Below are 24,552 nucleotides of genomic sequence, written 5' to 3'. Positions count from 1 at the left end.
CGGGCGGCGCCCCCAGGCGCTTCAGGGCGGCGGAGGTGTCCCGTCGCGCCCGGTACCGATCGGCAGCGTTCCGGCCCCGCCTCGGGACGGTCTGAGGGGCCTGGGGCGGGGCTCGGGGCGGCGACCAGTACACCGGCGGGCAGGGCGCGGCCCCGTGCCGCCGCAGCCCCTCCCCGGCCCGGTGGGCACCCGGTCGAACCCCCGGAGGGCTCAGCTCATGCGCAGTGCCAGGAAGAAGTCCAGCTTGTCCTCCAGGCGGGACAGGTCGCGGCCCGTGAGCTGTTCGATGCGGCCCACGCGGTAGCGGAGGGTGTTGACGTGGAGGTGGAGGCGGGCGGCGCAGCGGGTCCAGGAGCCGTCGGACTCCAGGAAGGCTTCCAGGGTGGGGATCAGCTCGGCGCGGTGGCGGCGGTCGTACTCCTTGAGGGGGTCCAGGAGGCGGGCCGTGAAGGCGCGTCGTACGTCGTCCGGGACGAAGGGGAGCAGGAGGACGTGGGAGGCCAGCTCCTGGTGCCCGGCGGCGCAGACGCGGCCGGGGCGGGCCGCCGCGACGCCACGGGCGTGCCGGGCCTCCTCCAGGGCCCCGCGCAGCCCCTCCGCGGAGTGCACCGCGGCGCTGACGCCGAGGGTGAGGCGGCCGTCGCCGTCCAGGCCCGCCGTGAGGGCGTCCCGTACCGAGCGCAGCAGCGCGTCCGCGAGCAGCCCGGTCTCGGAGCCGTCGTGCTCGGCGGAGACGGCGGGCAGCGGCACCAGCGCCACGGCCTCGTCACCGGTGTGCGCGACCGCCACCCGGTCGGCGGCGTCCGGACCGGTGGCCAGCGGATCGGCCAGGATCTCTTCGAGCAGGGACTGGGCGACCGGGCCGCCCGCGACCGCGCCGTCCTCCCACTCGACGCGGGCCACGACCACCTGCCAGTGCGGGGCCGCCCCGAGGCCGGGCAGCAGCACCGGCGCCGCGACCCGGAGCCGGGCCGCGATCTCGGCGGGCGCGGCACCGGACTGCACCAGCTCAAGGACCTCCTGCGCGAGGCGGCGGCGCACGGTCCGGGACGCCTCGCGCCGGTCGCGCTCCACGGCTATCAGCTGGGTGACGCCCCGCAGCAGGTCAAGACGCTCCTCGGGCCAGTCCGCCGCGTCCGCCGCCACCGCCAGCAGCCAGTCGGTGAGCACCGTCTCGCGCACGTCCGGCGCGGCCTGCGGGGAACGCCCGGAGGAGCGGACCGGGAAGAGGGAGTACGTCGTGCCGTCGACCACGACCCGGTGCGGTCCGGGCCGCCCGGCGCGGGTGGCCGCCAGATGCTCGGCGGCGAGCTGTACGAACGTCTCCGCGTCCGGCGCCGGGCCCGCCGACTTGGGGGCCGCTATCGGGCGGCCGGTCGGCGAGAGCACCCAGGCGCGCAGGTCCAGGTCGCTGCCGAGCAGGTCGAGCACCACGTCGGGGCCGCCGCCCGCCGGGCCCGAGGTCATCATCCGCCGGTGCCGGTCCACCACGGCGGCCAGATCACCGGCCCGCTCGCCGGACACCTGCCGTACGACGTGCTCGGTGATCGTCGCGAACGCCACCGACTCGTCCACCGCGAACAGCGGCAGCCGGTGCCGGGCGCAGGCCAGCACCAGGTCCTCGGGGATGTCGCGCAGCTCGGCCTCGCCCGCCGCAAGGGCCGCCACCTGGGCCTGCACCAGCAGCCGGACGAACGCGTCCGAGTCCTCGGCGTCCTTGCGCCAGGCCAGCCCCGTCAGGACCAGCTCGCCGCCGGAGAGGTAGCGGCTCGGGTCGCGCAGGTCGGTCGTCATGACCCCGCGCACCGTGCGGTCCAGCTCGTCCTCGCCGCCGAGCAGCCGCAGGCCCAGCGCGTCGGTGTCCAGCAGTGCGCGCAGCCGCATCTCGTCGCCGCCATTCTTTGTCTCGAAAACATGGTCCGTGCCGCCGGACCGTCCCCGTGTCCCCCGGGGGAAATGTTTCCGGGAGAGGGGGAAACGTTTCCGGGGGGAAACGGAGAGATTGCCGATGACCTCCGTTCATACGAATCTACAAGATGCCCGCCCTGGCCAGCCAACTCCTTCATGGTTTCCGTGACTGACCCGGGCGGCGCGCGCGACGGTGTACTGAGAGCACTCCCCGCCAAAAACACTCGAATGAATCGGCTTTGCCGACCCAGAGACGAGGAAGAGAACCGGTCATGGACTTCCTTCGCCCCGCCAGCTGGGAGGAGGCGCTCGCCGCCAAGGCCGCGCATCCCGGCGCCGTGCCGATCGCGGGCGGCACCGACGTGATGGTGGAGATCAACTTCGACCACCGCCGACCGGAGCACCTCCTCGACCTCAACCGGGTCGGAGATCTCTACGAATGGGAGACCGGCCAGGACACGGTACGGCTGGGCGCGAGCGTCCCCTACGCGGCGATCATGCGCGACCTGCGCACCGAACTGCCCGGGCTCGCGCTCGCCGCGCACACCGTCGCCTCCCCGCAGATCCGCAACCGGGGCGGCGTCGGCGGCAACCTCGGCACCGCCTCCCCGGCCGGGGACGCCCACCCCGCCCTGCTCGCCGCGGGAGCCGAGGTGGAGGCCGAGTCGGCGGCCCGGGGCACCCGCATGATCCCCATCGACGCCTTCTACACCGGGGTCAAGCGCAACGCCCTCGAGCCCGACGAGCTGATCCGCGCGGTGCACATCAAGAAGGCCGAAGGCCCCCAGCAGTACGCCAAGGTCGGCACCCGCAACGCCATGGTCATCGCCGTCTGTGCCTTCGGCATCGCCCTGCACCCCGAGACCCGCACCGTGCGCACCGGTATCGGCTCCGCCGCCCCGACGCCCGTACGGGCCCTGGTCGCGGAGGAGTTCGTGAACGCGGCCCTGGCGGAGGGCCGCCACTGGGACACCGGCAAGCCGCTCGCCGCCTCCCTCGTCCAGCAGTTCGCGGACCTGTGCGCGGGCGCCTGCAACCCGATCGACGACGTCCGGGGCACCGCCGGATACCGCCGCCACGCGGTCGGCGTCCTCGCCCGCCGCACGCTCACCTGGACCTGGGAGTCCTACCGCGACACCCGCCGCGCCACCGAAGAGGGAGCCGCCTGATGCGCGTCAGCTTCACCGTCAACGGACGCCCCCAGCAGGCCGACGACGTCTGGGAGGGCGAGTCCCTGCTCTACGTGCTGCGGGAACGGCTCGGCCTGCCCGGCTCCAAGAACGCCTGCGAACAGGGCGAGTGCGGCTCCTGCACGGTCCGCCTCGACGGCGTCCCGGTCTGCTCCTGCCTGGTCGCGGCGGGCCAGGTCGAGGGCCGCGAGGTGGTCACCGTCGAAGGACTCGCGGAACACGCCCGGCAGCGCGCGGACGACACCTCAACGGCGGGTACGTCCCTGGAGGAGGCGCGCCGGTGGCAGCCCGGCACCGGCGGCGAACTCGCCCCGATCCAGCAGGCGTTCATCGACGCGGGCGCCGTGCAGTGCGGCTTCTGCACCCCCGGACTCCTCGTCGCCGCCGACGAGTTGCTGGAGCAGAACCCCGAACCGTCCGACGCCGACATCCGCGAGGCCCTGTCCGGCAACCTGTGCCGCTGCACCGGCTACGAGAAGATCATGGACGCGGTCCGCCTAGCCGCCGCCCGCCAGACCGAGGGGGCGTGAGATGACACCGCGCGAACTCCCCACCCCCACCCGCCCGTCGGGCGCCCCCACGAAGATCACCCAGGGCTCGGGTGCCCGGGGCGGCATCGGCGAGTCCACGCTCCGCCCGGACGGCATCCTCAAGGTCACCGGCGAGTTCGCCTACTCCTCCGACCTCTGGCACGAGGACATGCTGTGGGGCCAGATCCTGCGCTCCACCGTCGCCCACGCCGAGATCGTCTCCATCGACACCGCCGAGGCGCTGGCCCTGCCCGGCGTCCACGCCGTCCTCACCTACGACGACCTGCCCGCCGAGGCGCGCCACTACGGCCTGGAGATCCAGGACACCCCCGTCCTGGCCCACGGCAAGGTCCGCCACCACGGCGAGCCCGTCGCCGTCGTCGCCGCCGACCACCCCGAGACCGCCCGCCGCGCCGCCGCCAAGATCCGCGTGGAATACCGGGAGTTGCCCGTCGTCACCGACCACGCCTCGGCAACGGCCCCCGACGCGCCCCTCGTTCACGAAGACCGCGACGACCACCACTTCCCCTACGTCCCGCACCCCAACATCGTCCACCGCCAGCCGATCGTGCGCGGGAACGCCCAACTGGCCGCCGAGCGCGCCGATGTGATCGTGAAGGGCGAGTACACCTTCGGGATGCAGGACCAGGCGTTCCTCGGCCCCGAGTCCGGGCTCGCCGTCCCCGAGGAGGACGGCGGCGTCCACCTCTACATCGCCACCCAGTGGCTCCACTCCGACCTCCACCAGATCGCCCCCGTCCTCGGACTGCCCGAGGACAAGGTGCGGATGACCCTCGCGGGCGTCGGCGGCGCGTTCGGCGGCCGTGAGGACCTGTCGATGCAGATCCACGCCTGTCTGCTCGCCCTGCGCACCGGACGCCCCGTGAAGATCGTCTACAACCGGTTCGAGTCCTTCTTCGGGCACGTCCACCGCCACCCGGCCAAGCTGACCTACGAGCACGGCGCGACCCGCGACGGCAAACTCACCCACGTCAAGGCCCGCATCGTCCTCGACGGCGGCGCCTACGCCTCCTCCTCCCCGGCCGTCGTCGGCAACGCCGCCTCCCTCGGCGTCGGGCCGTACGAGGTCGCCGATGTCGACGTGGAGGCCGTCGCCCTCTACACCAACAACCCGCCCTGCGGCGCGATGCGCGGCTTCGGCGCGGTCCAGGCGTGCTTCGCCTACGAGGCACAGATGGACAAGCTGGCCAAGGCGCTCGGCATGGACCCGGTCGAGCTGCGCCGGCGCAACGCGATGGAGCAGGGCAGCGTGATGCCCACCGGGCAGATCGTCGACTCGCCCGCTCCCGTCGCCGAACTCCTGCGCCGTGTCAAGGCGTTGCCCCTGCCGCCCGAGCGCCAGTGGGAGTCCAGCGAGGGCGCCGACGTACGCCAGTTGCCCGGCGGTCTCTCCAACACCACCCACGGCGAAGGCGTCGTACGCGGGGTCGGCTACGCGGTCGGCATCAAGAACGTCGGTTTCTCCGAGGGGTTCGACGACTACTCCACCGCCAAGGTCCGCATGGAGGTCGCCGGAGGCGTGCCCGTCGCCACCGTGCACACCGCGATGGCGGAGGTCGGCCAGGGCGGTGTCACCGTGCACGCGCAGATCGCCCGCACCGAGCTGGGCGTCAGCCAGGTGACCATCAAACCGGCCGACACCCGGGTGGGCAGCGCCGGTTCGACCTCGGCCTCCCGGCAGACGTACGTCACCGGAGGCGCCGTACGCCACGCCTGCGGGCTGGTGCGCGACAAGGTCCTCGCCATCGGCCGCCGCAAGTACGGCAGTCACCACCCCGCCTGGGCCACGGCCGAACTCCTCCTGGAGGACGGCAAGGTGGTCACCGACGGGGGAGAGGTCCTGGCCGCGCTGGCCGACGTGCTGGAGGGCGAGAGTGTCGAGATCGAGGCGGAGTGGCGGCACCGGCCCACCCAGCCCTTCGACCGGCACACCGGACAGGGCGACGGACATGTGCAGTACTCCTTCGCCGCGCACCGCGCCGTCGTCGAGGTCGACACCGAACTCGGCCTGGTCAAGGTGATCGAGCTGGCCTGCGCCCAGGACGTCGGCAAGGCCCTCAACCCGCTCTCGGTCACCGGCCAGATCCAGGGCGGCACCGTCCAGGGCCTCGGCATCGCCGTGATGGAGGAGATCCAGGTCGACCCGGTCACCGCGAAGGTCCGCAACCCCTCCTTCACCGACTACCTCATCCCGACCATCCTCGACACCCCCACCATCCCCGTCGACGTCCTCGAACTCGCCGACAGCAACGCCCCGTACGGGCTGCGCGGCGTGGGCGAGGCGCCGACCCTGTCCTCGACTCCCGCCGTACTGGCCGCGATCCGCGACGCGACCGGGCTCGACCTCACCCGTGTCCCGGTACGGCCCGAGCACCTGACGGGGACGGCATGAGACCGGCGCACGGTCAGGAGGCCGACTGATGCTCGACATCGCCGAGGAGCTGGACCGGTGGGTGACCCAGGGCCGCGACTTCGCCGTGGCCACGGTGGTGGGCGTCGGCGGCAGCGCCCCCCGCCCGCCGGGCGCGGCCCTCGCGGTGGACGCCGACGGCGCGGCCATCGGCTCCGTCTCCGGCGGCTGCGTCGAGAGCGAGGTGTACGAACTGTGCCGCCAGGCCCTCGCGGACGGCGAGAGCGTGCTCGCACCCTTCGGGTACGACGACGCGGACGCCTTCGCCGCCGGGCTGACCTGCGGCGGCACCCTCGACATCCTGGTGACCCCGGTGCGCGCCGACAGCCCCGACCGGCCGGTGCTCACCGCCGCGCTGGCCGCCGCGGCCCGGGGACGTACGGCGGCGCTCGCCCGGATCGTCGCCGGACCGGCCGAACTGCTGGGCCGCGCCCTGCTCGTGGGCCCCGACGGCACCCTGCTCGGCGGTTTCGGCGCCCGCCCCGAACTGGACCGCACCGTCGCGGCCGAGGCCGCCGCCCTCCTGGACGCGGGCCGCACCGGCACCGTGGAGACCGGCGAACGGGGCGAGCGCTGCGGGGCCCCGGTGACCGTCCTGGTCGAGTCCTCGGTGCCGCCGCCCCGCATGATCGTCTTCGGCGCGGTCGACTTCGCGTCGGCGCTGGTCCGCGTCGGCGCCTTCCTCGGCTACCACGTCACCGTGTGCGACGCGCGCCCCGTCTTCACCACCCGGGCCCGCTTCCCGGAGGCCGACGAGATCGTGGTCGACTGGCCGCACCGCTATCTGGAACGCACCGCGACCGACGCCCGCACCGTGCTCTGCGTCCTGACCCACGACCCCAAGTTCGACGTGCCGCTGCTGCGCCGCGCCCTGCGCCTGCCGGTCGCCTACGTCGGCGCGATGGGCTCCCGGCGCACCCACCTGGACCGCCTGGAACTCCTGCGCCAGGCCGGGCTCACCGAGCTGGAACTCGCCCGCCTGCACTCCCCGATCGGACTCGACCTCGGCGCCCGCACCCCCGAGGAGACCGCGCTGTCCATCGCCGCCGAGATCGTCGCAGGGCGGCGCGGCGGCACCGGGGTACCGCTCACCGGAGCCCACACCCCGATCCACCACGAGGCGCCCGACCGGGCTGCCCGGCGGGTCGGGTCGGTGGCCTGAACGCCTGAGGGCGTGGCCGGGGCGCGGGGGAGTGGCGGCGCGTGTCCCGGCGCACCAGGCATGCTCCCCGCGCGCCCCCGGTCCGGCCCCGGAAAAGCGTTTGCCGCCCCTCCCCGGCCCCGTGCTTGCATGGGCACATGGTTTCCGCCGACCGGCTGCTGGCGTTCGCGGCCCTCTCGTTCGTTCTCATCGTGGTGCCGGGCCCGAGCGTGCTGTTCGTGGTCGGGCGGGCCCTCGCGCACGGGCGCCGGGCCGCGCTGACCACCGTCGCGGGCAACACCCTCGGGGCCTATGTGCTCGTCGCGGCCGTCGCCCTCGGCATCGGCTCGGTGGTGGAGCGCTCGGTCCTCGCCTTCACGGTGCTCAAACTCGCGGGCGCCGCCTACCTCGTGTACCTCGGGGTCATGGCCTGGCGGCGGCGCGGCTCGCTGCGCGACGCGGTCGCCGCCGCCGAGCCGGGGCCGGAGCACGGCGCGCTGCGCACGCTGGGGGAGGGGTTCGCGGTGGGGGTGGCCAACCCCAAGACGATCGTGTTCTTCGCCGCCGTACTGCCCCAGTTCGCCGATCCAGGGCAGGGCCATGTCCCGGCCCAGCTGCTGCTGCTCGGGCTGGTGTTCAACGCCATCGCGCTGGCCTCCGACAGCCTGTGGGGGCTGGTCGCCTCCGCCGCCCGGGACTGGTTCGCGCGCTCACCCGGGCGGCTCACGGCCGTCGGCGGCGCGGGCGGCCTCGCGATGATCGGCCTGGGCGTGACGGTCGCGGTCACCGGCCGCAAGGACTGAACGGGCCAAGGACTGAACGGGTCAAGGACTGAACGGGCCCCGGCCGGGCGGTCTCACTCCCGCCGCAGCAGCCCGTTGACCGCGCGTCCGAACATCGACTGGGCCGCGCTCGTGGTCGCCCCGTCGAAGGACCGGGGCAGGAAACTCACCCGCAGCTCCTCGCGCCACACCACCCGGGTCCGGCCGCCCGGCCCCGGCCGTACCTCGATCTCGGCCCAGCCCAGCACCACCCGGCCGCGCTTCTCCAGACGGCACAGCCCCGGTTCGTCGTCCACCGGGGGCCGCCAGATCGTGACCTCCATCGGATCGTCGAAGGTCAGCGGCCCGACACCCGTCCGGGCGACGAAGCGGGTGCCCACCCCGGTCGGCGGGGGCGTGGCCACCGTGACCCGGGTCAGCGGCACCACGTCGGCGTGGCGGGGCCAGTCGGTGAGCCGGCGCCACGCCTCCGCGAGCGGAAGGGGGACCGTGCGTTCGAGCGTGAAGAGAGGCACGCCCCGATCGTAGGGAATCACCGGCGCCCACCAGCCGGTTCGCTCCCGCGCTCACCTGCCCGGCGCAGCGTCCGGGCACACGACGGCGCCCCGGCGCGTCCGCCGGGTGGTCCCGCGCCACCGGTCACCACCTTGAGTGGGCCGTACACGCGTCTGGGTCCGGCGGGCGCCCGGGGCGCCCCCTCCTGGTCATTCCCTGCTGGATACCCGTAGTGGACAGGGGGACGCTGCGGGCCGCTCGTGGTCGCTCGCAGCGTCCCCCTGGTCTCGCACCCGGGGAAACCCCCGGGAAGTCCCCTGGGTTACGAGGTGACCTGAGCGGTCACCAGGTTCGAGAAGGTGGTCAGCCGGGTGTAGACACCCGGGTAACCGGCCTCCGCGCACCCCTCTCCCCAGGAAGTGATCCCTGCCAGGACGCCCCCGATGATCAGGGGACCGCCGCTGTCGCCCTGGCAGGTGTCCACGCCACCGGAGCTGAGTCCGGCGCACACCATGTCGGACTGCACGTAGTCCGAGCCGTAGGAGGTACGGCAGCTGGAGTCGGACACGACCGGAACGGTCGCGGTCCGCAGCTGGTTGGAGGAGCTGCCGTTCTCCCGGGTCGTGCCCCAGCCGAGAATCCGCGCCGTGGTACCGGCCGCGTAGACGCTGGTCTGGGAAGAGGAGACGTACGACACCGGGCTGTACGGCATCGACGTCGACAGGGTCAGCACGGCCACGTCGTCGCCGTTGGTGGCGTCGGTGTAGTCCGGGTTGATCCAGATCTTGCTGACCCGGCTCACCGTGCCGTCGGTACCGTTCAGATAGGTCCGGCCGCCGACCACGCGCACGCTGCTCGTCGATTCGCCGACCATACAGTGCGCCGCCGTCACGACCTTCTTGGCGGCCACCAGGGTGCCGCCGCAGAACTGACTGCCCGACGCGTCCGTGATCTGCATGACGTACGGGTACGCCGACGCGGTGGTGGTCGTGCCGCCCACGATGGGCTGGGGAGCCGCGCTCGCCGCGGGGGAGGCGATCAGCGCGGTGGCCGCCGCGGCGGCGGTGGCCACCAGAATCGCGGCGGTCTTTCTGGCACGAGTGAGCCCGAACATGAGTCTCCTCAGTGGGGGTTGCCGGTGGGGGTCGCGCGGGTGTGGGGGTGAGGCACGGGGCTGGGGCACCTCCTGCTCCAGCGGAGCCGAGAGCGGGAGGGACCGACCCCGTGTGCCCGGGCGAGCGGCACGCCCTTACGCTAGGACCGGGAACTCCCGCCTCCCAATGAGGGAACCCCCTAGGGGGACAGGGGAGGGAAAACCCTCGGTCCGGCTCAGTTAACCGGGCGTGCCCTCACTTCGCGCGGCGACCTGCGGCCAATCGGACGATGTCCACCCGGGACCTGATGCCCAGCTTTCGGTAGACCCGGGTCAGGGTCGCCTCCACCGTCTTCACACTCACGAACAGCCGCGCGGCGATCTCCCGGTTGGTCGCCCCCTCCATGACCAGCGCGGCCACCTGACGCTCCATCGACGCCAGCCCCGCCAGCGCGTCCAGCGCCTCCGGCACGGCGGGCGCGGCCTCCGGCTCCGGCGCGTTGCGCGCCTCCTCCACCTGGCGCAGCCACGGCAGCGCCCGGCAGCGCCTGAACAGCCGGGTCGCCTCGTCGTACGCCGCCTGCGACCGCTTGCGCCCGGCCTCGGGGCGCCGGGCGCGCAGCCGGGCCAGCGCGAACGCGGCCCGCGCCTCCTCCAGGCCGTAGCCCAGCTTGGCCAGCCGGTCCTGAGCCGACGTCAGCCGGGCCACCGCGCCCTCGTGATCCCCGCGCGCCGCCCTGACCTGGGCCTCCGCCCGGTCCAGGACCGCGAGGACGCTCTCCCGGCCGAGCCTGAGGGCGTGTTCGCGGCTCGCGTCGATGACGTCCTGCGCCTCGTCGGGCTCACCGGTGCGCACCAGCGCCTCCGCGAGGTCACCCTGCCAGCGGCCACGCGCCGGATCGGTGATGCCGAGATCCCGCTCCAGCGCGCGCACCCGGCGCAGCGAACGCACCGTGCCCGCCGGATCGCCCGCCACCAACTGGGCGTAGCCGAGCGCGCCGAGCGCCCGGGACAGATACATCTGGTCGCCGTCCCGCTCGGCCTGCTCCGCCGCCTCCCGGGCCAGCGCCACCGCCCGGTCCACGTCGCCGCCGGACGCCTCGGCCAGCGAGGTGAGCATCGCCGAGGCGGTCTCGCCGATCCCGGAGTCACGGGCAAGGCGCAGCGCGTCCCGGGCCACTTCGAGGGCGCGTCCGCAGTGCCCGGCGCGCAGCTCGGTCTCGGCCAGACCGCGCAGGAAGTGCACCTCGCTCTCCACCGAACCGCGTCTGCGGACCTCGCGCAGCAGCGCCGTCACCGTCGTACGGGCCTCGGCGAGGCGGTCGCCCATGACCAGCCAGCGGAACCGGGCGCTGCCCGCGCCGTTGTGATGGCAGGCCACCTCCGGGAGCTGCGGCTCGGTCAGGGCCCGCTTGATGGTGCGGGGGGCCTCCGGGTGGCCCATCAGGGTCTCGGTCTGCGCCTGGAAGGCCAGCGCCAGCAGCTCGGTGCGCCGGTCGCCGCCGCGCGCGGCCAGCTCGGCGGCGTGCGCGGCGGCGGTGCGGGCGTCGGTGAAGTCGCCCTCCACGATGAGCGCCCGCCAGGCCAGCTGGTAGTGGACCTGGGCCAGCAGCCGGGCGTCGTCGCCCGCGTCGGCCAGCGCCTGCGGGAAGACCGCCTCCACCTCCGCCATGGTGTGCCCGGCGGTGTCGATCACCACGATCCAGGCCCGCACCCGGTGGGCGGGCACGGTCGCCCGGGTCAGCACCTCGCGGGCGATGTCCCGCGCCAGGTCGACCTCGCCCGCCGTGATCGCGTCCTCGGCCGCCTGCAGCCGCCGCTCGTCCGGGCCCGGGGTGCCGTCGGCCGGGGTGCGCCGGGCGGCGAGCAGTCCGAGCTGGGCGGCGACGGACGGCGCGCCCCGGTCGCGGGCGAGCGCCGCCGCCTCCGCGAGCCGGGCGGCCACCTCGGGATCGGCGCCCGTGGTCGCGAGGGCCAGATGACGGGCCCGCTCGATCGGGTCCGAGGCCGCCGTGGACAGTGCGGCGTGCGCGGCCCGCCGCTCGGGCGCCGGGGCCTCCGCGTACAGCGCGGCGGAGATCAGCGGGTGCGCGAACCGTACGGCCGGGGCCTCCGGCTCGGTGGCGAGCAGCCCGAGTTCGGCCGCCTGGGCGCACTCGGCCTCGGCGTTCTCCCGTCCGGCCGCGTGCAGCAGGGCCGTGGTGGGCCGGGCGCCCGCGCTCGCCACGAGCAGGGTGCGGCGCGCCTCGACCGAGAGCATGTCCAGGCGGCTGAGCACCAGCGCGCGCAGCGAGGTCGGCACCGGCAGCGGCTCGCCGGGGCGCGGCGGGGTCGGGCTGTCGGCGAGGGCGCGGCCGAGTTCCAGGGCGAAGAGCGGATTGCCGCCGCTGGTGCGGTGGATCTCGCGCACGGTGGAGCGGGGGAGCGCGCCGTGGCCCCGGTGGTCGAGCAGCCGGGCGACCTGGGCGCGGCCGAGCGGGCCGAGCCGGAGCGCGGCGGTGCCCGGCGGACAGGCGCGCAGATGGCGGTCGTACTCCTGGCAGTCCGGGCCCTCCGTGCGCACCGCGCACAGCAGCTGTACCGGGGTGCCCTCCAGGCGGCGGGCGGCGAAGCCGAGCAGTTCCGCGCTGGCCGGGTCGAGCCACTGGAGATCGTCGGCGACGATCAGCACCGGGCCGTGCGCGGCGAGCGCGCGCAGCGCGGAGAGCACCGCGAGCCGCAGGGCCAGGCCGTCGCGCTGGAGGCTGGACTCGCCGCGCCCGGTGAGCGCCGACTCCAGGGCGGTCAGCTGGGCCGCGGGCAGTCGGGGCGCGATCTCGTCGAGCACCAGTCCGAAGAGGTCGGCGAGCGCGAGGAAGGGCAGATGCGATTCGGACTCCGTGGCCGAGCAGCGCAACACGGTGCGCGCGTGCGCCCCGTATTCCTCGGCCAATGCCCGCAGCACGGTCGATTTTCCTATTCCGGCGGGGCCGTGCAGCAGCACACTGCCCCCGGAGCCGAGATGGTCCTTCGCGGCCGCGAACAGGTCCTCGTGGCCGATGACCAGGTCGGGGCGGCATCGGGCAGGCTCCTGGAAGTCCCGTCGCACGGTCGCCGCTCCCCTCGTGTCGTGTCCTGGCCAAATTCTAGGCAACAGAGGCCCGAATTCGGCCGGAAGTGGAGGTGAGGGAAATTACAACCGGTCCACCGACCCGGAAATTCAATCGGCTCCGGTAACTCCCTCGGGGTACTCACCCAGGGATGTTCCCCCAGGGGAGACCCCTTACGGCAGCACTCCCGCCCGCCGGGCCGCCGTCACCGCCTCGCCTCGCGTGTGCGCGCCGAGTTTCCGCATGGCCGAGCGCAGATAGCCCTTCACCGTCTCGGGGCTCAGCCCCAGCCGCTCGGCCACGGCCGCGTTCGTCGCACCCGTGGCGACCCAGGCCAGCACGTCCAGCTCGCGGGGCGCGAGCAGCGGACCGGCGGCCGGATCAGGGCCGGGACCGGGAGCGGACAGCAGGTCACAGGCCGCGAGGAGTTCCGCACGCAGCCCCGCATCGGCCATACGCGGCGCCAGCGCGCGCAAGGCCGCGTGCGCCTCGCGCACCTGCTCCCACCCCGGCCCCGCCTCCGGGCGCGCGCCCATGGGCAGCCCCCGCGCCTCCTGACCCGGCGCGGACACCGCCTCCCGCACCGCCAGCGCCCGCTCGACCTCCCGCGCCGCCGCCACCGCCCCGCCCAGCACCCGGTCGCCCAGCGGGTGGGCGGTGCGCAGCGCGCCGTAGAGCACCCCGCGCACCCGGCGCCGCACCACCACCGGCACCGCGAGCACCGAGCGCAGGCCCTCGGCGGCCACCGGCGCGTCGTACTCGTGGCTGATGCGGTGCGAGACGGAGTAGTCGGTCACGGCGCACACCCGGCCGAGCGCGACCGCCTTGCCGCCCAGCCCGGTCCCGGAGGTCACCGCGAGCGAGCGCAGCGCGGCGGTCTCCGTCCCGCTCAGCTCGCTGATCCGGATGCGCGTGCCACCCGGTTCGACCAGCCCGCCGAACGCGACGGGCAGCCCCGTGGTGTGCCGCAGCCGGTTCAGCGCAGCCCGGATCTCCGCCGTCGCCACCGCCTCTGCCGCCACTTCCCTGCCCCTTCGGCCCGGCCTTCCGTGTCCACGCACCCCCGTTCGGGGGTGGTGAGATGCGCATCACGGATTAGACGATGGCAACGAGCCGCCCGGCAATGGCCCGGGACGCGGGAGTTCCGCCCGGTCCGGCGGGCGACCGCAGCCGCGAGGAGGACACGGTTGACTTCCTCCCCCGCTAAAGGCGGGGGATTCCAGCGGTCGCCCGCTGGGTTTCCTGCTTCATCGACGACCGCCCCGTCCGGGAGGACTCCCGTTGAGGTCTTACACCGCCTCCACAGGCAGAAGCCGCCAGCCCGGCGGCCAGGGTGTTGCGCGCCGCATTCACGTCGCGGTCATGCACCGCGCCGCAGTCGCACGTCCACTCACGGACGTTCAACGGCATCTTCGCCGCGACCGTGCCGCACATCCCGCACAGCTTGGAGCTGGGGAAGAAGCGGTCGATCACGACGAGCTCGCGCCCGTACCACGCGCACTTGTACTCCAGCATGGAGCGCAGTTCCGTCCACGACGCGTCCGAGATGGCGCGCGCCAGCTTGCCGTTCTTCAGCAGGTTGCGGACGGTGAGGTCCTCGATCACGACCGTTTGGTTCTCACGGACGAGCCGGGTGGTCAGCTTGTGCAGGAAGTCCCGGCGACGGTCGGCGATCCGCGCGTGGACCTTCGCGACGCGGCGCCGGGCCTTCTCCCGGTTCATCGATCCCTTCGTCTTCCGCGACAGCTCCCGCTGTGCCTTGGCGAGCCGGGCGCGGTCGCGGCGCTCGTGGCGCGGGTTGGTGACCTTCTCTCCGGTCGACAAGGTCACGAGGCTTGTTATGCCCGCGTCGATACCGACTGCGTTCGTCGTGACAGGGGCCGGAGCGATGCGGTCGTCGCACAGCATGGAGACGAACCAGCGTCCGGCACTGTCGCGGGACACGGTCACCGTCGTCGGCTCCACCCCCTCGGGCAGGGGGCGCGACCAGCGGATGTCCAGCGGGGCAGCCATCTTCGCCAGAGTGAGGTACCCGTCGCGCCACTTGAAGGCGGAACGGGTGTACTCAGCGGACGCGCGGGACTTCTTTTGGCTCTTGTACCGGGGGTACTTGGCGCGCCTGGCGAAGAAGTTCCCGAACGCCGTCTGAAGATGCCGCAGCGCCTGCTGAAGGGGAACGGAGGACACTTCCGTCAGGAAGGCGAGTTCCTCGGTCTTCTTCCACTCCGTCAGCGCGGCCGAGGATTGTCCATACGAGAGGCGCTGCTGCTCGCCGTACCAGGCGCGCGTGCGTTCCTCCAACGCCTTGTTGTAGACGAGGCGGACGCAGCCGAACGTGCGCGACAGCTCAGCTGCCTGCGCGTCCGTGGGGTGGAAGCGGTACTTGAAAGCCCGCTTGACCTGCTGCGTCACGCCTCACATGATGTCAGCTCCCGTGTAAGCGGAGGGTATTTGGTGGTGGCCGGTGGATACCGGTCCGCCCTGGAGGCGGACGACCTTTCCCTGCCCTGCTCCGCAGGAGCTTCGTTTCTTCCCCTGCCTGAAGGCCGGGGTATCCCCGAAGGAGAAGCCCGATGACGACGCCGACGGAGCTGTTTCGCAGCGCCCGCGATTTCCTGCTGGAGAACCGGGAGGACTACCAGGCCGCGTACGAGGGCTTCCGCTGGCCCCGGCCCGAGCACTTCAACTGGGCGCTGGACTGGTTCGACGTGATCGCGGAGGGCAATGACCGCACCGCCCTGCACATCGTCGAGGAGGACGGCGGCGAGACGCGGCTCTCCTTCGCGGACCTGGCCGCCCGCTCGTCCCGGGTCGCGAACCATCTGCGTGAGCGGGGCGTGGCCGCGGGCGACCGGGTCCTGGTCATGCTCGGCAACCAGGCCGAGCTGTGGGAGACCATGCTCGCCGCGATGAAGCTGCGCGCCGTGGTCATCCCGGCCACCCCGCTGCTCGGCCCCGCCGACCTGCGCGACCGGGTCGGGCGCGGCGAGGTCGGGCACGTGGTCGTACGGGCCGCGGACACCGCCAAGTTCGCCGAGGTGCCCGGGACTTACACCCGCATCTCGGTCGGCGGGCTGCCCGAGGAGGGCTGGGAGCCGTACGAGGACGCGTACGCCGTCTCGCCGGAGTTCGTGCCGGACGGTCCGACCCTCGCCGACGACCCGCTGATGCTGTACTTCACCTCGGGCACCACCGCCCAGCCCAAGCTGGTCGAGCACACCCACACCTCGTACCCGGTCGGCCATCTCGCCACCATGTACTGGATCGGCCTCAAGCCCGGCGACGTGCACCTCAACATCTCCTCGCCCGGCTGGGCCAAGCACGCCTGGTCCAACCTGTTCGCGCCGTGGAACGCGGAGGCGACCGTCTTCGTCGTCAACTACAGCCGCTTCGACGCCGGTCGGCTGATGACCGAGATGGACCGGGCCGGGGTCACCACCTTCTGCGCGCCGCCCACCGTGTGGCGGATGCTCATCCAGGCCGACCTCACCCAGCTCGCCACGAAGCCCCGCGAGGCGGTCGCCGCCGGGGAACCGCTCAACCCCGAGGTCATCGACCAGGTGCGGCGGGCCTGGGGCGTCACCGTCCGGGACGGCTTCGGACAGACCGAGACCGCCGTCCAGATCGCCAACAGCCCCGGCCAGGAGCTGCGTTCGGGCTCCATGGGCCGCCCAGGACCCGGCTACCGCATCGAACTCCTCGACCCGGTGACCGGCGCGCCCGGCGCCGCCGAGGGCGAGATCGCGCTCGACCTGTCGGAGCGCCCGGTGGGCCTGATGACCGGCTACCACGGCGACCCGGAGCGCACGGACGAGGCGATGGCGGGCGGCTACTACCGCACGGGGGACATCGGTTCGCGCGACGCGGACGGCTACCTCACCTATGTGGGCCGCGCGGACGACGTGTTCAAGGCGTCCGACTACAAGATCAGCCCCTTCGAGCTGGAAAGCGCTCTCCTGGAGCACGAGGCGGTGGCCGAGGCCGCCGTGGTGCCCGCGCCGGACGAACTGCGGCTCGCCGTACCGAAGGCGTACATCGTGCTCGCCGACGGCTGGGAGCCCGGACCCGGCACCGCGAAGGCCCTCTTCGCGCACTCCCGCGAAGTGCTCGCGCCCTACAAGCGGCTGCGCAGGCTGGAGTTCGGCCCGTTGCCCAAGACCATCTCCGGCAAGATCCGCCGCATCGAACTGCGCGAGGCCACGGCCGAGGGCTCGGAGAACGAGTACCGCGAGGAGGACTTCCGGTGACCACTGCCCTGTCGTACACGCACGGCACGGGCGACACCGCCCTGCTCGGCGACACCATCGGCGCGAACCTCCGCCGTACGGCGGCCACGTGGCCGGACCGGGAGGCCCTGGTCGACGTGCCCTCCGGGCGGCGCTGGACCTACGCCGAATTCACCGTCGACGTCGACCGGTTGGCGTGCGCGCTGCTCGCGAGCGGGGTGGCCAAGGGCGACCGCGTCGGCGTTTGGGCGATCAACTGCCCCGAGTGGATGCTCGTGCAGTACGCCACCGCCCGCATCGGCGCCGTGATGGTCAACATCAACCCGGCCTACCGCACCCACGAGGTCGAGTACGTCCTCAACCAGGCGGGCATCTCCCTGCTGTTCGCGACCCCGGCCCACAAGAGCAGCGACTACCGCGCCATGGTGGAGGAAGTGCGCGGCAGGTGCCCCGAGTTGCGGGAGGCGGTGTACTTCGGGGAGCCGGGCTGGGAGGAGTTCGGCACGCGGGGCGAGCGGCTGGGCGCGGCCGAACTGGACGCCCGAGACGCGGAGTTGTCCTGCGACGACCCGATCAACATCCAGTACACCTCGGGGACGACCGGCTTCCCGAAGGGAGCCACCCTCTCCCACCACAACATTCTCAACAATGGTTACTTCGTCGGGGAGTTGGTCTCCTACACCGAGCAGGACCGGGTCTGCGTTCCCGTCCCGTTCTACCACTGTTTCGGCATGGTGATGGGAAACCTCGCGGCCACCTCGCACGGCGCCTGCATCGTCATCCCCGCCCCGTCCTTCGAGCCGGAGGCCACCCTGGAGGCGGTCCAGCGGGAGCGCTGCACCTCGCTGTACGGCGTACCCACCATGTTCATCGCGGAGTTGAACCTCCCCGGCTTCGCGGACCACGACCTCTCGTCCCTGCGCACCGGCATCATGGCGGGCTCCCCCTGCCCGGTCGAGGTGATGAAGCGGGTCGTCGCCGAGATGCACATGGCCGAGGTCTCCATCTGCTACGGCATGACCGAGACCTCCCCGGTCTCCCTCCAGACCCGCGTGGACGACGACCTGGAACACCGCTGCGGCACCGTCGGCCGCGTGCTGCCCCACCTGGAGGTCAAGGTCGTCGACCCGGCCACGGGTGTCACCCGACCCCGAGGCGCGGCAGGCGAGTTGTGCACCCGGGGCTACAGCGTGATGCTCGGCTACTGGGACGAGCCCGAGCGCACCGCCGAGGCGATCGACGCGGGGCGCTGGATGCACACCGGGGACCTCGCGGTCATGCGGGAGGACGGGTACGTCGAGATCGTCGGCCGCATCAAGGACATGATCATCCGGGGCGGCGAGAACATCTACCCGCGCGAGATCGAGGAGTTCCTTTACGGCCACCCCAAGATCCGCGACGTCCAGGTGGTCGGCGTGCCCCACGAGCGGTACGGCGAGGAGGTCCTGGCCTGCGTCGTCCCGCAGGACGCGGCGGACCCGCTCACCCTGGAGGAGCTGCACGCGTACTGCCGGGACCGGCTCGCCCATTACAAGATCCCGAGCCGTCTTCAGATCCTGGCGGGGTTCCCAATGACCGTGTCGGGCAAGGTGCGGAAGGTGGAGTTGCGGGAGACGTACGGGGAGCTGCGCGGGGACTGAGGGGGTCGGGGACTGAGCGGGTCGTACGGAGCGAGGTCGTCGTACGGAGCCGGAGGCCGTACGCAGTGATGTCGCTCCGGTATCTCGTGGGGCGCGGCCACCCCCGTGGCCCGACCGGCCGGGCCGCGCCCCACGAGTCCCCCGTGCGGGACCTCGCCGCCCCCGTCCCGGCGGGCCCCGCGTGGTCGTAATCTGCCCGTCGCAAAGGGTGGTTGAAGCATTCCCGGGCGGGTTCAGAGGTTGATTTGAGGTTGGGCGGTCCGTCGTCGCGCCGGGCGTTGTCAGTGGCGTGTGTCACGCTCCGGGCATGGGATTCTTCGACGATCTGGTCCTGCCGGAAGAGCCGGCGGAGGCGGGTGACGTACTCGCCCGGCTGCGCCCGCCGGACGCGGACGACGGGCGGTACGCCCCGCCCCTGGACCGGTACGTGCCGGTGCGGGTCGCCCAGGTCGAACCGGCCGGGACCGGGCCGGAGACCCGGGTACTGCTGACCGGCTGGTCCGTGTGGCCGGGCTCGGTCACCCTGCACCTCGCGGTCTTCCGCCGGACCCGCCGGAACGGCGGCGGGGCGCCACGGCAATCCGGCCTCCGCGTGGGCCTGCTCCTGCCCGACGGGCGCCGGGTGACCTCCCTGGACGGCGTCACGACGCGCCGGATCGCCTTCACCGGTCCGCAGGGCGAGCCGCGCGTGGCCCAGACGGATCAGGCGATCGGCCTGATACCGCTGGACCCGGGACTCCGCCCCGCCCTCTTCAGAACGGACGTGGACCTCTATCTGCCGGAGCTGCCGCCGCCGGGGCGCGCCGAGCTGGTGGTCGAGTGGCCCGACGAGGCGATAGCGGAGACGCGCACCGCTGTGGACACGGACGCGCTGCGCGCGGCTGCGGCGGGGGTGGTGGAGGTGTGGCCGGAGGCGAGGTCAGTGGCGCCCGAGCCGGAGGCCGCCGGACAGACGGCCCTGGCGTGGACGGCGATGGGCGGCCCCGCGGCCTTCCTGGCCCCGCCCCTGAGCCGCGACCAGATCGAGCGACTGCGCCGGGAGGAGGAGGCCCGGCAGCGCTACGTCCCCCGTGCCGACTGGGAGGGGCTGCGGTACGACGACTGGGCGGACGCGGCGCTGATCCGGGCCCGGCTCGACGGCGGGGCCGCGCCCACCGCCTCCGTCGGACGGCCCGGCACCACCGCGCTGCACCTGGCGGCCGAGTGGGGTTCGGCGGAGGCGGTCCGGGTGCTCCTGGACCGGCTGGGCGAGGACGCGGATGCCGACCTACGGGACGAGGACGGCCACACCCCGCTCTGGCACGCGGTGTGCGCCATGGACGAGGACCGCGTTCGGCTGCTGCTCGCCGCCGGAGCGGACGCCTGGACGCCCCAGTTCGGCCCCTGGTCCCCGGGTCGGCTGCTGCTGACCACGCCGCTGGCCCCGCTCGTACGGGACCTCCCCGGCGCGGTGGAACTCTCCGAGGCGGAGATCGCCGCCCAGCGAGCGGCGGACGCGCTGATCGCGGCCTTCAGCACGGAACCGGTGTGGATCGAGGGCCTCGGCGTCTGCTTCGTCCGCGATCTGACCGAGGACGAGGTGATCCGCCGCCTCGGCGCCGACCCCGCGGACTGTCCCGTCGAGGACCTGGACGGGGCGGAGTTCGACGGGCTGGACTGGGAGGAGTCCCTGAGATACGTCGCCGTCCGGCACGTGGACGGCACCCCGGGCGGTTGCGTGATCACCCAGGACGGCTATCTGCCCAGCGACAGCCCCCTCCTCCGCGCCGTCTCACCCGGCACCACCGCCTACGGCCTCTACTTCAACCCCAAGGGCGGCGCGTTCGGCGCCCTGGCTCGCGACGGCGAAGTCGTCCACACCGGGGAGATAGGTCTCTGGCCCCACGACTCGGACCCCGCCTACTGGCCCTTCCGCTTCTGGCAGCGCGACCGGTCCATCCCCTGGGGCGCCAACCATCTGGCCTACGCCTGCGGGGCGGCGGGCCTGACCATCACGGATGCGCGAAACACGGCAGACCGGAACGCGCGGGGGAGGTGGGCGCGGCTGGGGTTGCCGGAGGAGTGAGGGCGGGGGAACGAGGCCCTGAGCCGCCCGCCAGGGCCCCGCTAGGGCTCCGGTTCCGACAGCCCCGGCCACTCGTCCGGACCGCCCCCCTGCCAGTCGATCAAGTCGCTCTCCTCGACCTCGATGCGGTCCAGGTCGGCCATGCGGAGGATCTCGATCACGTCGTCCAGGTGGGAGGCGAGGCCGAGGGTGACGTCGCCCTCGGTGACTCGGCGGGAGCCGTCGAGGGCGGGGGCGTGGACGACGATGTGGGGGTGGTGGGGTGCGGCCATGGGTCCAGCCTCCTGCCGACGGCGGGGCCGCGCACGTCGGAGCGGCTCGTCATACGCACCCCGCGCACCCGCGCACCCGCGCACCCGCGCACCTCCGCACCCCCCGGCACCCTGCACCCCCCCCGCACCCGTGCACCCCACGCACCCGCACATCGCGCGGACCCACGTACCCGCCCCCGCGTACCCCCGCGCCCCCACCGGGACGGCCGCCGCAAGAGTTCGCCCAGGCTTCATCATCCGCAGCGCCCGCACTCTTCCCCCGCACCGGCCGCCCCTCTAGCCTCACGTCGCCCACTGTCCCGTCCAGAAAGGCGACTTGACGATGCGTCATCTGCTCACGCGCGCAGCGAGACGGCTCGGTACGCGCACCGCTGTCGTGGCGGTCACCACGGCCCTCGCCGTGGCGGCCCCCTTCCCGGCCGCAGCGACGACCGGCCAGGAACCCCTGTCCCAGCTGGTCGACCCGCTCCTCGGCTCCGCGAACGGCGGCAACACCTTCCCCGGCGCCACCCTGCCCCAGGGCATGATCGCCTGGTCGCCCACGAGCACCACCGGGGACCAGACCAACACGGGGGCGGCGAACGGCTACGCGTACAACACCACCCGGATACGCGGCCTGAGCCTGACCCACGTCAACGGCGCGGGCTGTCACCCCGGCGCGGCCGGTGACGTGCCGATCATGCCGTTCGTCGGGGACGTGACCTCCTCGCCGAGCGCCGACACCCGGGACGCGGTGTACGCCGCCGACTTCTCCCACGCCGACGAGAAGGCCGTGCCAGGGCGCTACACCCTCGGCCTCGCCTCCGGCGCCTCCGCCGACCTGGCCGTGAGCGAGCGCGCCGGGGTCGCCGACTTCCGCTTCCCGGCCGACCGCCCGGCCAGCCTGCTGTTCCGCGTCTCCAACTCCCTCAACGGCAGCGAGGACGCGCACGTCGACATCGACGCCGCCCACCGCAAGGTGAGCGGCTGGGTCCTGACCGGCGCCTTCTGCGGCCGTCGCGCCAACGGCGGGACCAACAACCGCAAGAGCTACTACCGCCTCCACTTCAGCGCCACCTTCGACCGCGACTTCGCCACCACCGGCACCTGGCACGACGGCACCCTCTCACCGGGCGCCACCTCGGCGGACGGCGGCGAGGGATACGCCACCGGCAATGACCGGGCCGGACGCGGCTCCGGCGGCTGGGTCGGCTTCGACACCCGCGCTGACAACGATGTCCACATGCGGATCGGCATCTCCTACGTCAGCCTCGCGGGCGCCGAGGCCAACCTCCGCCACGAGATCGCCCCGCACGCGAGCGTGGCCGACGTGGCCGCGGCCGGGGCGCGCGCCTGGGACCGCGAGCTGAGCACCGTACGGGTGGAGGGCGGCAGTACGGCCCGCCGTACCGCCTTCTACACCGCGCTCTACCACTCCCTCATGCAGCCCAACCTGATCAGCGACACCGACGGCCGCTACCGGGGCATGGACCAGGCCGTGCACCGGCTCGCGCGCGGACAGCGGGCGCAGTACAGCAACTTCTCCGGCTGGGACCAGTACCGCGCCCAGATCCAGCTGCTCGCGCTGCTACGGCCCACCGTCGCGGGCGACTTCGCGCAGTCGCTGTACAACTTCGCCCGGCAGAACGGGGGAGTGTGGGACCGCTGGGTGCACATCAGCGGCGCGACCCACGTGATGACCGGCGACCCCTCCGCCGCGACCCTGGCGACCTTCTACGCCATGGGAGTGCGCAACTTCGACTACAACGGCGCCTACGCCTCCCTCGTCCGCCAGGCCACCGTCCCCACCCCCGCCGACCTCTCCGACGCGGGCTGCCCCGGCCAGTGCGAGGGCCAACGCCCCAACCTGGCCCAGTACTTGACCTCGCACTACGCCGCCCAGGACGTGTGCCACTGCTGGGGCGGCGCCGCCGAGACCCTGGAGGACGCGGTCGCGGACTTCGGACTCGCCCAGTGGGCGAAGCTGCTCGGCCGCACCGAGGACGCCAAGTCCTTCACCGAGCGCGCCGGTTACTGGCGCAACGTCTTCAACCCGGACACCGGCTACATCCAGGCCCGCCGTCTCGACGGCTCCTGGGTCACGCCGTTCAGCCCCGGCAGCGACCTCGGGTTCGCGCAGGGCACCAGCGCCACGTACACCTGGATGGTTCCGCAGGACGTCCAGGGGCTCGCCGAGGCGATGGGCGGCCGGAGCCAGGCCGAGGCCCGGCTCGACGGCTTCTTCCACAAGCCGGACGGCTCCTGGTCGGTACGCGGCGGTGACGCGCTGCGCTACGACCCCACCAACGAGCCCGGCATCCACGCCCCTTGGCTCTACAACGCCCTCGGCGCCCCCTGGAAGACCCAGGCCACCGTCCGCCAGATCCTGGACACCGTCTACACCACGGGCCCCGGTGGCCTGCCCGGCAACGACGACCTCGGCACCATGTCCGCCTGGTACGTCTTCTCCGCCCTCGGCATCTACCCCGAGACCCCGGGCCGCGCCACCCTCCTGCTCGGCGCCCCCCTCTTCCCGAAGGCGACCGTCGCCCGCCCGCACCACCGCGACCTCGTCATCACCGCCCCGGAGGCCGATGACACCCACCTCTACATCGACGCCGTACGCCGTGGCGGGCACCCGCTCACCCGCTCCTGGCTCGGCCCCGACGTCCTCCGCTCCGGCGCCAGGCTGGACTTCCACCTGACCACGGCGCCCAACACCACCTGGGCGACCGACGAGAGCGAGCTGCCGAAGTGACGTGAGCGACGGACCGGCCCTGCGGACCGCACTCCGCAGGGCCGGACGGTCCACAGCAACAGTCACTGACCTCCGCCCCCGCGCCCTCCGTTAAGGTCATGACCGAACGGCAGGGGCACGCCACGCCGGCCGGGCCGCGCTGCGCGATCCACCACGTCAGGGGGCACCCGTGCGACTGAGAGCGGAGTTCACCACCGAACCCTTCGACCTGGACGAGGCCCCCGCGCACGCCGTGGTGGCCCGCGAGGTCATCGAGGGCGCCGGGCTCGACGCCGTGGACGTGGGACCGTTCGGCAACACGGTCGAGGGCAGCGCCGACGGGGTGCTCGCCGCGCTGGACGAGGTGCTGCGCCGCACCCTCGGCGCGGGCGCCACCCGGATCTCCCTCCAGGTCAACGTGATCGGCGCCGAGGAGGAGGGCAGATGACCCCCACCCCGGACGAGCCCTTCGTCGCCGCCGTGAAACCGCTGGTCGACGCCATGGGCGGCCGGCTCCTCCCGCCGGACGAGGCGGGCCCCGACGACGTGGTCCTCGCCTGGGCGGGCGCCGATGTCGTCGCCGTACGGCTGCCCCAGCTCGCGGAGTCCCTGGACCACATCCTCGCCGCCATGGAGCGCGCGCGGGGCCGCCCGCTGGCCGACCTGGACCGCAAGGCCAAGCAGGAGGTCGTCCGCACCCTGGAGGCGCGGGGTGCCTTCGCTGTACGGCACGGAGTGGAGACGGTGGCCGGGGCGCTCGGCGTCAGCCGCTTCACCATCTACAACTACCTCAACCGGGAGAAGGGCCGCTGAGAGGCGGGGCAGCCGAGGGACTTGGCAGCAGAGGGGCCCGGGCGCCCTTCCGGGGCCTGTTAACCCGGAATTTTCAACAAAGTGTTGACGTGCCGTCGCCGTCAGGCGTTAGCTGACCGCACCTCGTCCGGCACGACGGCCCACGCGGCCACGGAGGCGCC

At 73.3% G+C, this 24,552-nt stretch carries 18 protein-coding genes; 11 read left to right on the top strand and 7 right to left on the bottom strand.

Translation table 11 applies throughout. From position 1 onward, the window contains the following. Positions 1-210 precede the first annotated feature (210 nt). On the bottom strand, positions 211-1,884 hold the full coding sequence (locus B079_RS0117300; protein ID WP_018547100.1) for a PucR family transcriptional regulator: 1,674 nt from the start codon (positions 1,882-1,884) through the stop codon (positions 211-213). 296 nt (positions 1,885-2,180) lie between these two features. Between B079_RS0117300 and B079_RS0117295 the strand changes: the two genes are divergently transcribed. The 5 genes from B079_RS0117295 to B079_RS0117275 all read left to right on the top strand — a co-directional run bounded on the left by B079_RS0117295 (position 2,181) and on the right by B079_RS0117275 (position 8,003). Then, the gene (locus B079_RS0117295; RefSeq protein WP_018547099.1) at positions 2,181-3,077 is read left to right on the top strand and encodes an FAD binding domain-containing protein; all 897 of its coding nucleotides are present in this window, start codon (positions 2,181-2,183) and stop codon (positions 3,075-3,077) included. Then, positions 3,077-3,628 (top strand): (2Fe-2S)-binding protein, encoded by a 552-nt coding sequence (locus tag B079_RS0117290; protein WP_018547098.1) that lies wholly within the window; start codon positions 3,077-3,079, stop codon positions 3,626-3,628. Before B079_RS0117295 ends, B079_RS0117290 begins: the two co-directional genes overlap by 1 nt. Before the next feature lies 1 nt (position 3,629). Further along, positions 3,630-6,041 (top strand): xanthine dehydrogenase subunit D, encoded by a 2,412-nt coding sequence (gene pucD, locus B079_RS0117285; RefSeq protein WP_018547097.1) that lies wholly within the window; start codon positions 3,630-3,632, stop codon positions 6,039-6,041. A 28-nt stretch (positions 6,042-6,069) separates the two neighbouring features. Beyond that, positions 6,070-7,221 (top strand): XdhC family protein, encoded by a 1,152-nt coding sequence (locus B079_RS0117280; protein ID WP_018547096.1) that lies wholly within the window; start codon positions 6,070-6,072, stop codon positions 7,219-7,221. A 137-nt stretch (positions 7,222-7,358) separates the two neighbouring features. Continuing rightward, positions 7,359-8,003 (top strand): LysE family translocator, encoded by a 645-nt coding sequence (locus B079_RS0117275; RefSeq protein WP_018547095.1) that lies wholly within the window; start codon positions 7,359-7,361, stop codon positions 8,001-8,003. 53 nt (positions 8,004-8,056) lie between these two features. Here B079_RS0117275 and B079_RS0117270 read toward each other — a convergent pair whose 3' ends face one another. The 5 genes from B079_RS0117270 to B079_RS0117250 form a co-directional block, all read right to left on the bottom strand. Continuing rightward, on the bottom strand, positions 8,057-8,497 hold the full coding sequence (locus B079_RS0117270) for an SRPBCC family protein (protein WP_026248792.1): 441 nt from the start codon (positions 8,495-8,497) through the stop codon (positions 8,057-8,059). A gap of 302 nt (positions 8,498-8,799) precedes the next feature. Then, a complete protein-coding gene (locus B079_RS0117265; protein ID WP_018547093.1) occupies positions 8,800-9,591 on the bottom strand; it encodes a S1 family peptidase in 792 nt (263 codons plus the stop codon). A gap of 235 nt (positions 9,592-9,826) precedes the next feature. Then, the gene (locus B079_RS0117260) at positions 9,827-12,658 is read right to left on the bottom strand and encodes an ATP-binding protein (RefSeq protein WP_018547092.1); all 2,832 of its coding nucleotides are present in this window, start codon (positions 12,656-12,658) and stop codon (positions 9,827-9,829) included. A 174-nt stretch (positions 12,659-12,832) separates the two neighbouring features. Continuing rightward, positions 12,833-13,681, bottom strand: coding sequence for a response regulator transcription factor (locus tag B079_RS0117255; RefSeq protein WP_026248791.1), 849 nt, complete (start codon positions 13,679-13,681; stop codon positions 12,833-12,835). 181 nt (positions 13,682-13,862) lie between these two features. Then, on the bottom strand, positions 13,863-15,071 hold the full coding sequence (locus tag B079_RS0117250; protein ID WP_018547090.1) for an RNA-guided endonuclease InsQ/TnpB family protein: 1,209 nt from the start codon (positions 15,069-15,071) through the stop codon (positions 13,863-13,865). A gap of 161 nt (positions 15,072-15,232) precedes the next feature. On the opposite strand from B079_RS0117250, the gene B079_RS0117245 reads away from it, so the two are divergent. The 3 genes from B079_RS0117245 (at position 15,233) to B079_RS0117235 (ending at position 20,590) form a co-directional block, all read left to right on the top strand. Next, positions 15,233-16,906 (top strand): AMP-binding protein, encoded by a 1,674-nt coding sequence (locus B079_RS0117245; RefSeq protein ID WP_018547089.1) that lies wholly within the window; start codon positions 15,233-15,235, stop codon positions 16,904-16,906. Next, a complete protein-coding gene (locus tag B079_RS0117240; protein ID WP_018547088.1) occupies positions 16,903-18,525 on the top strand; it encodes an AMP-binding protein in 1,623 nt (540 codons plus the stop codon). The genes B079_RS0117245 and B079_RS0117240 overlap by 4 nt, the downstream gene beginning before the upstream one ends. A gap of 307 nt (positions 18,526-18,832) precedes the next feature. Next, positions 18,833-20,590, top strand: a complete 1,758-nt coding sequence (locus tag B079_RS0117235; RefSeq protein ID WP_018547087.1) for an ankyrin repeat domain-containing protein — start codon at positions 18,833-18,835, stop codon at positions 20,588-20,590. 41 nt (positions 20,591-20,631) lie between these two features. On the opposite strand, the gene B079_RS0117230 is transcribed toward B079_RS0117235, so the two are convergent. Further along, positions 20,632-20,862: a hypothetical protein gene (locus B079_RS0117230; protein WP_018547086.1), complete on the bottom strand. Its 231-nt coding sequence runs from the start codon at positions 20,860-20,862 to the stop codon at positions 20,632-20,634. A gap of 322 nt (positions 20,863-21,184) precedes the next feature. On the opposite strand from B079_RS0117230, the gene B079_RS0117225 reads away from it, so the two are divergent. From B079_RS0117225 to B079_RS0117215, 3 genes are all read left to right on the top strand, one after another. Beyond that, positions 21,185-23,599 carry a GH92 family glycosyl hydrolase gene (locus B079_RS0117225; protein ID WP_026248790.1) on the top strand — a complete coding sequence of 805 codons (2,415 nt, stop codon included), beginning with the start codon at positions 21,185-21,187 and terminating at the stop codon, positions 23,597-23,599. A 169-nt stretch (positions 23,600-23,768) separates the two neighbouring features. Continuing rightward, entirely contained in the window at positions 23,769-24,026 is a 258-nt protein-coding gene (locus tag B079_RS0117220; RefSeq protein ID WP_018547084.1) for a hypothetical protein, read from the top strand. Then, the gene (locus B079_RS0117215; RefSeq protein ID WP_018547083.1) at positions 24,023-24,391 is read left to right on the top strand and encodes a helix-turn-helix domain-containing protein; all 369 of its coding nucleotides are present in this window, start codon (positions 24,023-24,025) and stop codon (positions 24,389-24,391) included. The genes B079_RS0117220 and B079_RS0117215 overlap by 4 nt, the downstream gene beginning before the upstream one ends. The last annotated feature ends 161 nt before the right edge of the window (positions 24,392-24,552 follow it).

The sequence above is a fragment of the Streptomyces sp. LaPpAH-108 genome (assembly GCF_000373625.1).
In the GTDB taxonomy this organism is placed as follows: domain Bacteria; phylum Actinomycetota; class Actinomycetes; order Streptomycetales; family Streptomycetaceae; genus Streptomyces.
Note: the sequence above shows the minus strand (reverse complement) of the source record. Positions and strands in the feature narration are given on the sequence as shown.